7 protein-coding genes are annotated in these 12,887 nt (G+C 67.4%); 3 read left to right on the forward strand and 4 right to left on the reverse strand.

Going from position 1 to position 12,887, the window contains the following annotated elements:
• Nucleotides 1-31: 31 nt before the first annotated feature.
• Together FBZ33_RS03860 and FBZ33_RS03865 are read right to left on the reverse strand one after the other, a co-directional pair.
• Complete coding sequence (locus tag FBZ33_RS03860; protein ID WP_141908012.1) at nt 32-469, reverse strand: VOC family protein; 438 nt, start codon at nt 467-469, stop codon at nt 32-34.
• Between the two features lie 21 nt (nt 470-490).
• Nucleotides 491-859, reverse strand: coding sequence for a VOC family protein (locus FBZ33_RS03865; RefSeq protein ID WP_141908013.1), 369 nt, complete (start codon nt 857-859; stop codon nt 491-493).
• Between the two features lie 144 nt (nt 860-1,003).
• Here FBZ33_RS03865 and FBZ33_RS03870 point away from each other — a divergent pair, with 144 nt between their 5' ends.
• Both FBZ33_RS03870 and FBZ33_RS03875 read left to right on the forward strand, forming a co-directional pair.
• Complete coding sequence (locus FBZ33_RS03870) at nt 1,004-1,303, forward strand: helix-turn-helix transcriptional regulator (RefSeq protein ID WP_141908014.1); 300 nt, start codon at nt 1,004-1,006, stop codon at nt 1,301-1,303.
• A gap of 73 nt (nt 1,304-1,376) precedes the next feature.
• The gene (locus tag FBZ33_RS03875; RefSeq protein WP_141908015.1) at nt 1,377-2,159 is read left to right on the forward strand and encodes an alpha/beta fold hydrolase; all 783 of its coding nucleotides are present in this window, start codon (nt 1,377-1,379) and stop codon (nt 2,157-2,159) included.
• 398 nt (nt 2,160-2,557) lie between these two features.
• Here the strand turns inward: FBZ33_RS03875 and FBZ33_RS03880 are convergent, their stop codons facing one another.
• Nucleotides 2,558-3,505 (reverse strand): HNH endonuclease, encoded by a 948-nt coding sequence (locus FBZ33_RS03880; RefSeq protein WP_141908016.1) that lies wholly within the window; start codon nt 3,503-3,505, stop codon nt 2,558-2,560.
• Between the two features lie 397 nt (nt 3,506-3,902).
• Here FBZ33_RS03880 and FBZ33_RS03885 point away from each other — a divergent pair, with 397 nt between their 5' ends.
• Nucleotides 3,903-10,016, forward strand: a complete 6,114-nt coding sequence (locus tag FBZ33_RS03885; RefSeq protein ID WP_141908017.1) for an AAA domain-containing protein — start codon at nt 3,903-3,905, stop codon at nt 10,014-10,016.
• Between the two features lie 76 nt (nt 10,017-10,092).
• Here the strand turns inward: FBZ33_RS03885 and FBZ33_RS03890 are convergent, their stop codons facing one another.
• Entirely contained in the window at nt 10,093-12,879 is a 2,787-nt protein-coding gene (locus FBZ33_RS03890) for a sigma factor-like helix-turn-helix DNA-binding protein (protein ID WP_141908018.1), read from the reverse strand.
• Nucleotides 12,880-12,887 lie beyond the last annotated feature (8 nt).

Consider the following 12,887-nt stretch of genomic DNA (forward strand, 5'->3'; position numbering starts at 1 on the left):
CTTCGTGCGGCGTGCGTTCGTTTGGGTGTGCTCAGTCCATGGCGCTGAAGTCGGGGACGGTCAGGGTGCCGTCCGCGGCGAGGGTGAAGCCGGGGTTCCAGGCGATCTCCCAGAGGTGACCGTCCGGGTCAGCGAAATAGCCGGCGTAGCCGCCGTAGAACGTCTCCCTCGCCGGCATGGTCACCGTGCCGCCAGCCTTGGTCGCCGTCGCCATCAGCTCGTCGACCTCCTCCCGCGAGCGGACGTTCTGAGCCAGGGTCACCCCGCCGAAGCCGTCGGTGCGCCGATCGCTGATGCCGGCATCGGCGGCCAGCTTGTCCCGGCTCCAGAGGACGAGGGCCAGACCGCCAGCTTGGAGGAAGACCGTCTCCTCGACCTCCTGGCCGTGCCAGCCGAGCTGCTCGTAGAACGCTTTCGCGCGCGCTACGTCCGAGACGCCGAGGGTGACGAGGCTGATGCGCTGCTCCATGGTCCTCAACCTAACGCGCGATCACTCGGGGGCGTGGCAGACAGCCTCGACGTTGTTGCCATCCGGGTCGCGGACGAACGCGGCGAAGTACGTCGGGTGGTACTCCGGCCACACCCGAGGTGCATGCAGGACCTCCGCGCCGGCCTTGACGGCGGCGTCATGGAACGCCTGGACGGTGGCGCGGTCATCGGCGGTGAAGGCCAGGTGCAGCTCGCGCGCTTCGCCGGAGGTGTCGGTGGGGCCGAGCCAGAACTCCGGGCGGTCCGTGCCGTAGCCGACCACGTTCGGGAACTCCAACAGGCGGCGACCGCCGAGTGGGGCGAGCACCGCGTCGTAGAAAGCGGCGCTGGCTGGCACGTCGCGGACCTGCACGGACAGATGATCCATCATCGCGGGTTCCTCCAGTCACGGGTTCAGGGCGGAGGTCACGCTAACGGCCGGGTGTGACACGGGCCTGGCACTTGCTCGCGTGGGTGGCCAAAGCCATGATGGCGGTTTAGGGCATAGCATCAATGCTATGGATGGAGGTGAGCGATGAGTGATCGCCTGGACTGGAATGACCTGCGTGACCGTCGGATGGCGGAGCCAGGGGCGGCCGAGACCTACGACGCCACTCGGATTGCCTTCGAGCTTGGTCAGGAGGTGCGCCACCTGCGAGAGGGGCACGGCTGGAGTCAGAGTCAGTTGGCGCGGGCCGCCGGCATGACTCAGTCCGCGGTGGCTCGCTTCGAGGCAGGCGGCACCGTGCCGACCTTGCCGGTCTTGGAACGCCTAGCCCGGGCTCTCGACCGGAGGCTAGACGTCAGGTTCGCTCCGAACGCGGACGCGGCGTGAGCATCCGGGGCACAGAGCGGCGCATCCGGCTCCCAAAGCACCTCGAACGGTCGTTGATCTAGCATTCCGGGTCATGCGTGGGTTCTTCGAGGTCCAGGGTCGGGGGCTCTCGTATCTGGACTTCGGTGGTCCGGGTGCTCCGCTCCTGGCACTGCACGGGCACTACAACGAAGCCTCAGCATTCGCGCCGCTGGCCGAGGCGTTGGCGCCGCGGTGGCGGGTGATCGCCCTCGATCAGCGTGGGCACGGCGAGTCCGACCGTGCAGAGAGCTATGGGCGGGACGACTACGTTGCCGACGTCGACGCCTTCCACCGGCATCTGGGAATCGGCCCTGCGCCGGTGCTGGGCCACTCACTCGGTGGGGTGAACGCCTACCAGTACGCCGGCCGGCACCCGGATCGGGTCACGGCGCTGGTGGTCGAGGACATCGGCGCGGTCGTGAACTGCGACTGGTCGTTCACCACCAGCCTCCCTCGCCATGCACCATCCCGCGATGCGTTGGCCTCGGCGCTGGGCGCGACGGCCCCCTATCTGGATTGCTCCTTCCGTCAGTCGAAGGACGGCTGGGGCTTCTCGTTCGACACCGATGACACGGTGGCTTCCCAGAAAGCGCTCAAGGGTGACCACTGGAAGGACTGGGAGTCGGTGACCTGCCCTACCCTCCTGATCCACGGGACGCGCAGTGATGAGCTGACCGCCGCTCACGCGCGCGAGATGATCAGCCGTCGCCCCGGCGCCCGTCGTGTCGAGCTGCCGGCAGGTCACGTTGTGCACCACGACGCTCAAGCGCAGTTCGCCGCTGCTGTCAGCGCCTTTCTGTCCGAGTCGGTCGGCGTACTTGTGGTGGGAGAGTAGTGCCTCCGACTTGACCAGCGTGACGAAGAACAGGTCGGCCTGCGCAGTGCGCCGGCTTCCGCCAAATTCGCTCCAGCGGGCATCGCACCCGGTCAGCGACACTGACGCCCTCAGAGGCTGAAGTGGAGCATGTCCAGCAGCCGTCCGCCACCGGCGTGCTCGCCGGTGGCGGCCCAATCGGCCCGTCCAGCCGACTGACCTCATCGATGTGCCGCCCTCGGCCGAGCTCACGGTCGTTCGGCGGGGCGATCGGGGTCGCGATATCTGCCGAGCCGTCGCAGCCAGGCTCACCCGCCGATGTTCGCCGACCGGTAGACGTCTTCGATCTCCGGGCCTGTCTCCGCGGAACTCGGCCGGACTCAGACAGTTACTCGACTGCCGGTAGTGCCTTTCTGGAACTAGTTTCCCTGTTGGTTCCAGAGATCTGTGGCCCATCTCAGATGAGCCACCAGGTACTCCTCACGTGGACGGACCTGAGGCGGGATGGCCAATTGCCTTCCGTCGAGCTGAACCAGATCTGGAAACGAGTCGAGAGAAGGGCTCAGGCGCACCACCCAATTCGAGGGATCGATGGCGAGGAGGAAGCAGTCGAAGAGCGAGTGGAGATCTCGGCGAAGGAGGACGCCGCCGGCGATATCATGCTTCGGCGTGTCGCAGTAGCGGTACAGATGGGCCGCTTCGATGGCTTGCGCGGGTTGCAGTCCGGTTATGAGACAGCGGTCCCCGAATCGTTGGCGCAGTACCTGCCGGAACTCAGCTTGACCGATGCGAACCTTACCCAGCCTGGAGCGATGGCCAGCCGGTAGCCGCGGGTCGGTGGCTTCGACCCACCATCGGAGGCCGGGATCGTAAGCCTGTCCGAGAAGCTGAGTGATCAGTTCAGGGTTCAATGGCCGTATCGATTGCTGAGCCGATCGATTGAGATATGCAGACGCTACATCCGTCACCCGGAGGTCTGCTGTCGGCCTCCAAGTGCGAGCGTAGTCGCACACATGAACCGTGACATTTATCTGTTCCTGAGCGGGTTCGTCGAACAAATTCTGACAAGGTGAGCACTTGTAGCGTGGGGTCAACTGCTTTCGTGTCTTGAAGGCGGTATTGCCGCAGCGCGGGCAGCGACGCCTCACCTTCGTTGCCGTCTCGGTCTGGACGTCGTCGATCCAGCCGACGCCGAGCACATGGCTACCGTTGCGCAGGACGGCCAGATCACCTGGTTGAACAGCGCGGTGGTTCGGGACCGTGCTGTCCCAGGCGTACTTGCTGCCGAGAACGTCGGTGTACCCAAGGTTTCCGGCGAACTGCCGCTCCGACTCGTCGATGGTCAGCAGACTCCATGCACGGTTCATGGCAGAGGTTTCTACAGCAACCGGACCAGCTCCGCTGCCCCTCAGTGGTGAACCCACGGGGCGCTTCGGGCAGTCGATCGGTCCTGCTCAAGCCGTCGTCCCGCCTCAAGTTCTGGCGGTTCGGGGATCCCGTCGGCAGGACTCGGGCAGGTAGTGTGCGAGGACCGTCATTGGGGAGGTCGGGAGTGATGCGCATCCGGGTCAAGGCTGGCAATTTCAAGTAGCAGCGCCGCGATTGAAGTAAGCAAAGCACGCGGTGCTCCGAGCAGGCGTTGGCGCCGGGCTGGCTGTAAGCCTTGGCTCCGATGTCGCTTTCCTCTCCGGCACGACTGGATAGCTGACAGATCAGGTCTGTCCGTTATCAGATTCGACATGTACCAACCACCGAAGGTGATCCATGCTCTCCCGCTCCACGTCCTCGACCGAGTCCCCTCAGCTGATCCTCGACCGGGCTGTCTCGCTGGTCGACTACCTGATGGCCGTGCGGACACAGATGGAGAAGCCGGCCCGCACGGTCCCCGCAGGGGGCGCGTTCTGGCAGCACGCATTTCCCGCCCACCCAGCCTGCGAGGTCGGCGTCTCCGCCGATGGCGCCAGCTGGCTTCGGGTAGGACTGCCCGCGCCGGTCCGTTCCCTGCGGGCGCCGGGGCAGCTGGCGCCGTACTTGAACGGTCCACTCTCGTACGACACGGAACCTCGCCTGATGGAAGCAGAGGAGGAGCTTGAGCCGCTGCGGGCGCGACTCGAGGCGTGGCGGGAGCAGGAGTGGCGGCCATGGGCCGAGCAGGCCCGGCGCACCGAGGAGGTACGCCAGCTGCACCGCAGTCTGTTCGACCTGAAGCACCGGGTCGACATGAACGCGGCTACGGACGAGCTGGTCTGGGGTCACGGCATCATCCGAACGGACGTTGCAGGGCACCGGGTGCAGTACCCGCTGGTCGTGACACCGGTCGCCGTCGAGTTCGACGCCGACCGGTCGATGGTCCGGGTGGTGCCGCAGGGCGCTGCCCGACTCCAGACCGATCCGCTGACCGGCCTCGACGAGCGTTACCTCAGTCAACTGCTCACACTGGCCGGTCCCGGCGGCCAGCTCGACCTTGACCCCTGGCACGACGTTGACCGGGTCGAGTTCTTCGAGCGGGCGCTGCGCCGGCTCGGGCACGAACCCGTCGTCCGGGAGAGCGGTTCGGCGGCACCGGGCGGCCCGCATGTCCACGACACAGGAGTGCTCTTCGTCCGGCCCCGGCAGCGGATGCTGCGCCGCTTCCTGGAAGAGCTGCGGGCCCGCCTGCTCCAAGGCGACACGGCGAGCATCGGTTCGCTGGCCGCCATCCTGGCCCACGAACCGAGCCGACTCGAAATGCCGCAGGACCAGCCTGCACGATGGACGCCGCTGGGGGAGCGGCTGCTCATGCCGCTGCCGACCAACGAGGCACAGGAGTCCATCGCCCGTCGACTCGCGCAGCATCGGAACGTCGCTGTGCAGGGACCGCCCGGTACCGGCAAGACCCACACCATCCGTAACCTCATCTGCCACCTGATGGCGCACGGCAAGCGGGTACTGGTGGTCGCGCAGAAGGAGGACCCGCTGCGAGTCCTGCGCGACGGCCTGCCGCAGGAGATCCAGTCGCTCTGCCTGGCCGTGCTCGGCCGCTCCACCGACCAGCTCCTGCAGCTCCAACTGGCCGCCCGCGAACTCTCCGATCGCGGGGCGACCCTCGACAAGCGGAGCGAACAGCAGCGGGTTGACCGCCTGCGCCACCAGCTCGAACAGGCCGAGCGCGACCTGGGTCAGGCCCTCGGCGGACTGCGCACCATGGCTGAGAACGAGGCCGCCCACCATGAGATCGGCGGCATCCGGCTCTCGCCGAGTGACGTCGGGATCTGGCTGCGCGAACGCGCGGAGCGCTACGGCGATATTCCCGACGACCTGGCACCGCAACGCGACGCGCCGCTGAGCGCCGATGATTTCACCGAGCTGCTCGACATCGCCCGGCGTACCGTCAAGCAGGATCGTGCGCAGGCGTTGCTCAACTTGCCGACGGCGGTCGACCTGCCCCCAGCGGTAGCGATCCTGACCGAACGGCAGCGGCTGGACGAGGCGGCCCGCGAGCTGAACCAGCTCGCCGCCGCAGGCGTTTCTCTGCCGCAGGTCCGTGCCTTCGGCCCGCAGCCTCTCGATGACCTCGCGGCGCAGCTGCGTGAGGCGCTCACCGTGCTCGCTGCCCGCGAGGGTTCGTGGACAGACCGGCTTGGCACCCTGGTCCAAGCCGCCCCCAACTGGCACCAGATGTGGTACGACCACGTCGCAGCCTGTCAACGGGCCCTCGGTGAGCTGACCTCCGCCACCCGCATCATCGCGGGCCACCAGGTCACCGTGCCCGAGGTGCACATGGCCGAACCGCGCAGGCTGCTCGCCCAGCTCGGTGAGCTGCGCCAACGCTTCGCCGCAGGCAAGGGCGTCAACCGCCTCTTCCAGGGCGCCCTGGCCAAACTCGCCTCCGAGTGTCACATCGACGGCGAAAGCGTGCGCAGCTGCGACGACATTGACATCATCGTCGCCTACGTCGGACGGCAGCGGCTGCGCCAGGAGCTGACCACCCGCTGGCAGGAGTGGACCCAGCCGCTCGAGCTCACCATCCCGGCCGCGGCGAATCCCGAGACGTGGGCCGGCCGGATGCTCGCCGAGGCCGAATCCACCCTCGACTGGGACCGCCGCCGCTGGCCGGCGCTGTACTCCACGCTGCGCGGGCTGCTCCCCACCATGGCGGCCACCGTCGACACGCGGCGGCTTTCCGCCCACACCGACCTCGTGGCCCGTTGCGCCACCGTCTTCACCCACGACGGGCTGCTCGCCGTCGAACGCGACCTTGCCGCAGCACTCCAGACCGGCATGTCGAGTACGGACGCCAGCGAACTCTGGAGGCTTCTCGACCTGAGCCGGCAGAGCACGGACCTCGACCGCTGGGACTCGTACCGGGAGGAGGTCCGCCGGCTCGCCGCCCTGCGCCCCGACGCGGAACGCTTCCAGGACCTGTCGGCCCGGCTCCGGGAGGCCGCGCCCGGCTGGACCGCGACCATCGACGACGGCACCGCGCCCGCGCTCGCCGGTAACGGTACCGACTGCCTGCACCGCTGGCAGTGGCGGCAGGCGCAGACCTGGTTCGACACCGTGGTCGGCAGCGTTGACCCGGTCGCCCTCGGCCGGCGCGTCGAGCAGATCCGGGAGCGCATCCGCCGCCTCACCCAGGAACTCGTCGCCGCCTCCTCCTGGCTGGAGGTCTCCAAGGCCCTCGACGACCGCCGCCGGGCGGCGCTCGCCGACTGGACCACCGCGCTGCGCAAGATCGGCAAGGGTACGGGGAAGAACGCCGCCCTGTGGCAGGCCCACGCCCAGCGGGCGATGAGCGCGGCGGTGGACGCCGTACCGGTCTGGGTCATGTCCGTGGACCGGGCCATCGAACAGTTCGCCAGTGGCGCCCACTTCGACGTGGTGATCGTCGACGAGGCGTCCCAGGCGGACGTGTTCTCGCTGCCCATCCTCAGCCTCGCCGAGCGGGCCGTGGTCGTCGGCGACGATCAGCAGATCGGTCCGCAGTTGTCGTTCGTCGGCGCCGTCACCGGCCTGATCAACTCGCATCTGGTCGACGTGCCGTCGGCCGAGCACTTCGACCCGGAGAGCAGCCTCTACGACCACGCGGTCCGCCGCTCGCCAGAACGCATCCTGCTCACTGAGCACTTCCGCTCCGTGCCGGCCATCATCGGCTTCTCCAGCCAGACCTATTACGGCGGCGAGATCGAGCCTCTGCGCACCGACCGCCCCGCTGGCATCGGCGACCCGGTGATCGCGGTGCACGTGCCCGAGGGCATCCGGCAGGACCTCACCACCTACGGCAACGTCAACGTCGCCGAGGCGGAGGCTCTGGTCGCACGGGTCGCAGCGATCGTCGCCGACCCCGCGTACGCCGGCCGGACCATCGGTGTGGTCAGCCTCCTCAGTACCAGTGGACAGGCCCTCTACCTGCTCACCCGGCTCCGCGAGCAAATCGGCGAGGAGGAGATGGAACGCCGCCGGCTGCGCGTCGGTGACTCGTACACCTTCCAGGGCGACGAACGCGACATCGTGCTGGTCTCCCTGGTCGTGTCCCCGCACCAGGGACCCGTGTCGGCGTTCACCAAGCGCGACCACCACCGCCGGGTCAACGTGGCCGCGTCCCGGGCCCGCGACCAGCTCTGGGTCTTCCACTCCGTGCAACCCGTCGACATGCGCGAGGACGACGCCCGCGGCCTGCTGCTCACCTACTGCCAGAACGTCGCCGTTGCCGAGGAGGCGCACGACGACCTGGAGAAGCGCTGCGACAGCGACTTCGAACGCGGCGTGCTGCGCCGCATCCTGCTGCGCGGCTACCGGCCGCTGCCGCAGTTCCGCATCGGCAGCTACCGGATCGACTTCGTGCTGCCCGCCCCGGACGGCCGCCGCCTCGCCATCGAATGCGACGGCGACGCGTACCACGGGCCGGAGCAGTGGGAGAGTGACATGGGCCGCCAAGCGGTGCTGGAGCGGGTCGGCAACTGCGTCTTCGTGCGAATCCGGGGGAGTGTGTTCAGCCGGGACCCGGAGGCGGCGATGGAGCCGCTCTGGCAGCGTATCGACGAACTGGGCATCGGGGCCGCCTCCCCGTCAGTCGCCCCGGTCATCGACGCGGAGGCCGAGGCTGTGCTGCCTATGGCAGCGCCGTCTTCGATCGCGCCGTCTTCCGTCTCGGCGTCTGACGCTCCGGGGAGTCCGCTGTTTGGTGCCGCCCAGCGAGAGGTTGAGCCGAACGAGGTGAGTCCGGGCGATGTCGTGCCGCCGGCACCACCGACCGCCCCGCCGCCCCCGGCGGTCAAGCGTGTCTCGCCGACGCCGGCGCCGACGGTAAGTGGTGCGACAGTCGGCAGCGGCTACGAGCAGCGGCGTGAGGTGGTCGTGCCCGCGGCGGTCATACCCGCCGTGGCTATGCCCGCACTGGCAACGACCGCGTTCGCGGCTGCTGAAGCGGAGCCCGATGCGGAAGTCTCGTCCACCACCCGCACTGACGACCCGATTCACAAGGCGGAACCACCTGTCGTAGCCGCGACGCCCGCCACCGTCGAGGCGATCCGGCCCGCGCCGACCGCCGGCCCTGCGGCGGCTGACAGTGGCGACGACCTGGCACAGCTGACGGCCGCGCCGGCGGCGGGCATATCGGTGGCGGCCATGCCGGCAGTGGTCACGGCGGCGCGGGCGGCCGACGAATCGACGCTGGCTACGGACGACGGTATGGTGCCCGGGCCGGTGGGCCATCGCAACGAGGACGCTTCCGCAGCAAGTGGCGAGCAGGGCGTATCGGAAGCTGCTGCCGATGAGGACGCGGAACCTGCCCCGATCGGCGTCACCGCACCTACAGGCTCTGGGGCGCCACGCTTCACGCCTGAAGTCGTCGATGTTCCCCAGGCTCACTCGGCCGTCGCTTCACCCACCCTTCCAGCCGTGGCCGTCGCCTCCGAACAGAGGTTGTCCGATCCGGCTACCTCGGTGGCCCACGAACACCAGGGCGAGAGCGTTCTGGATGAATGGGTGCCTCCCGGCTACCGCAGCATCGCCTGGCTTCGTCCCTACGAGGCGATGGCTGCCCTCGAGAGCTACCGAAACGGCCGTGACACTCCCATCCGACATGGTGGCAAGGTGCTGGGCTGGGCCCGGTACCAGAGCGGCGTTTCAGCCGAAGCTCGCCCACACCGAGCAGATGTTCGCATCGAGCGCGCAGAGGCCGGCGGCCCGCGCTTCGTCTGCTGGGTACGCCAGAACGAGGCGGAGGCAATCATCCGCACGGCGAGCTTGAGGAAGGACAGCCCCTGTGAGACCGGTGACGGTCGGAGGGAGGGGCTGGTCCAGTACTTTGCTCCGACCAACCCGGCTGCGATCCGGAACCGGAGCGTCACTCGTCTGCTGCGCTCTTCCTGGGAGCAAGGTGCACCCCGACGCAGTGCAAAGGCGCCTGTCGACACGGTGCAGGTTCCGGCCGGCGTGCAGCGTAAGAGATCAAACAATTCAGAGCCCCGCCCTGCCATGCTTCGGGGGACAGGTCAGGAGGGACTCTCTGCAAACCCGTCGGTGTCGACCGAGACCCATGGACGACGAGACGGAGCTTTAAGTCCGTCGGTGGCTCCCGAAATGGGTGCCTTGGACCGACGCAGCCTTGAGGCACTCTTCCACCGAGAGATGGTCCGCATCTGTCAGCGGGCAAGGGACGAGGCCAGCTACCACCCAAGCCTGCTGCTGCGCCTCGTGACGGAAAAGGGTGGACTGGCCAGTGCGCGACAGCTGCTGCACAGCCCGGCGGTCTCTGATGGCTTCACGGCGCTGTGGGAACGGGGCCGAGTGGATCTTACGACGGAGGCCCTCGCACTGCGTCCCGAGTTCCATGCCTTGTTCACCGAGGATGAACTGACCGTCGCCCGAAGCCGTGTAGAAGCTGCATCCTCGTGAACTGCTGAAGCGATGCCGAGGTGCCTGTCGTCCGGGTGCTGAAGCAGGCCGCGGACGGCTGCCGCTCAGCGTTCGCTCAGCCCGGCGATCGGCCCCGGAGCAGCCTCGTCGAGCTGAGAAAGCGCGTGGCCTCCTCGCTTCCTGGTTTGTAATACTGCACCAGTCCGACCGCCTCGCCGTCTGGTCCGATCACCGCGATCGAACGCCTCTCAGCCGAAGCTTGGGTGACGCTGAACGCCTCGTGTTCTCTGATCCAGCAGGCGATTCGCTCACCCTGACCCCGGGATCTCACCAGCTTCACGTTGGCGCTGAGATCCATAGCCCTCGTCGAGGCTTCGTCCACGTAACGGGCCCAGCCGGTGATCTCATCACCGTCATGTACCGGTACGTCGGCGTGCAACTGGTACGCCAGGACGGCGGCTTCCGCCTCGAGGGGACGAACCCACCCGACGCTGCGGTACCCCGCCGGCACGGGTATCCAGGCCGCGGACGAGTCCTCCTCCGGTCCACTGTCGCCGCGGACCGCGTCATCCGTATTCGCGGAATGGCCGTGCAGTTCGGCGACGTGCGGCGCAACGTCACCTTCGGATTCTTCCAGCGAAGCCGGCAGGTCGGTTCCGGCCAGGGAGAGCTCCGACGACTCCGACCGGCTCTCGTCGGTGGGCTGCTGGCCAGTCCAGTTCTGCCGTTGACGTGTCCACGCCTCCTCGAGGAACGCCGCGATGTCATCGTCGCCGCGCTGCCGGTAGGCCGCCAGGATGCGTCGAGGCTTTGCGTCTCCAGGAAGGTCGACTGCAGTAGCCAGAGCAGTCTTGGCGGCCTCCACATCGTTGGTATCTGCGGCACCGACCAGTTCCAGTGCCTGGGTCAACGGGTCCGCGCCAGGCGCAATCGGGTCACGGACCGTAAGGCCGAAGCGGCCGTACGGCATGAACTCGAGAAAGGCGTTCTGCCCTTCCCTGGCCTGTAACTGGTCCAGGAACCTTTTGATGGTGCCGCTCGCGGGCTGCAGCCCCGTCCAGCGGATGCTCTGGGTGCCGAGTTCCGAATCGAGCTCAACTACCTCACCCTGCACACATCCAACAAGGCTCGCGACACCTGACGGCACTGGGAAGCCGGATCCGCGGAGGTGATCGCGGGTGATGACAATGCGGAATTTCCACACATCGCCGTGTCGGAACAGTCTGCGGGTCGCGCTGGGCGCTTTCCGAGGCGCTGCCGGAGATTCCCGACGCCGTACGACCCGATCAATGATCTCGTATTCGCCGTTGCCCGCGTAAGCCTGGACACTGCTCGGCGACACGTCGAACCGGTTCGTGATTGACTCCACCAACCGGCTGAGTTCTATCTGCCCGCCGGCTGCGGCGAGTTCGAGACCGATCTGCTGGCGGATCGACGTGTACTCCTCGACCTTCCAGCTCGCCAGTCCCCACGTCGCTCTGTCGGTCCTGACGAACCGATCGTCGCTTCCGAGCACGTTGGTCAAGCTCCGGATCGTGGTGTTTCGGCCCATCTCCTGGTGCAACTCGTCGGTCTGCAGCGGTTCACCAGTCGCTGCCAGCAGGCTCGCGGCGTGATCGTTGAGGGACCGAGTACGGGTCAGGATCTGGTCGTTGTACACGACGTAGCCGCACCAGTTCAGCCATGCGAGCAGCTCCGCCTTCGGCATGGCGGTGGCGGAGGTGGCCGCTGCGAGGTCGACAAGACCATGCTCGGTCGCAAAGTCCTCGAGCAGGATCCGGGTCTGCTCCCGCGCGGCGCCCACATCGGGAGCTGCCGCCCACCCGTCGCTGACCTCGAAGTAATCGTCGAGGCGGTCGAGTACCAGCCACAGGGGGGCATCAACACCCGGAACATCTCGGGCGAGATCGGGGTGCAGAGTGATGAGGCGGTCAAGCGCAGCGATCGGTTGGATCTCGGCACGGAGACTGGCCAGCAGGTCTCCGATGCTGGTGCCGAAGTGAAAGGTACGTGCCAGTAGTTCCTTGAGCCGGACTTCAATCTGGCGCACCCGTTCGCGGGAAACGTCGAAGTCAACCGCAATTTCAGCCAGTTTTCTCGGTGGCCTACCAAGCAACCGGTCACGAAGGACCTGCAACTGCCGCTCATCGAGCTCGGACAGGAAGGCGGTGAACTCCAGGACCGGGTCGGGGCTAGCGCCATTGAGCACCATGTCGGCCGCCGTCAGGGAGTTCAGCCGTAGGGCCACTTCCTGAATCTGCTCGGGTGCGCCGTCCTCGATGACGACCTTCAGGAGAGACTGACCGCTGCGTCGTCGAAGATGGTGCCATGCAGCAAGCTGAGCCAGGTCCTCGAGCAGCTGAGCCTGTGCCGGTGGGAGGCTTACTGTTGATGCATTCGTGGATGGGCTGTCTTCTGCCCTGACGTCGATCTCGGGCAGGTCGCCGGACCGGACGATGGCAGCGGACACCAGCGCCGCGACAACTTCCTCCACCGTGCCCTGGCCGGTGCCGCGGACGTCATACAGATCCTTGACCGACAGTGGCTCAAGCTCAGCGACAGTTTGCACCTGAAGTCGCTGGAAGGCGGTCCGCGCCCTGGCCCCCGTCGTGAGAGTGGCCAGCGTCATTCGTCGGGGCACCGTGGGGAAGCTCTCTCCGAAGGCCGCGTCCAAGTGCCGGACCAGAAAGAACCGGGCCAGGTGACGGCAGAGCATCTCATGTTCGGCCATCATTGTCGTCACAGCGGGTGATTCGGTGAGCCACCAGTCGGGAGATGGAGTGAGATCAGCCAGCTCCCGCGCTGTGGCAGGCGTGTGATGGGCAAGCCAGGGCAGCACCCGGGTCCAGAGCGCGTCGTGGTACGCCTCGGGAGGGAGATCCCCGAACGGTGCGCTGGTCACGGTGGTCC

The sequence above is a fragment of the Micromonospora sp. A202 genome, from assembly GCF_006715105.1.
Taxonomy (GTDB): Bacteria; Actinomycetota; Actinomycetes; order Mycobacteriales; family Micromonosporaceae; genus Micromonospora; species Micromonospora zamorensis.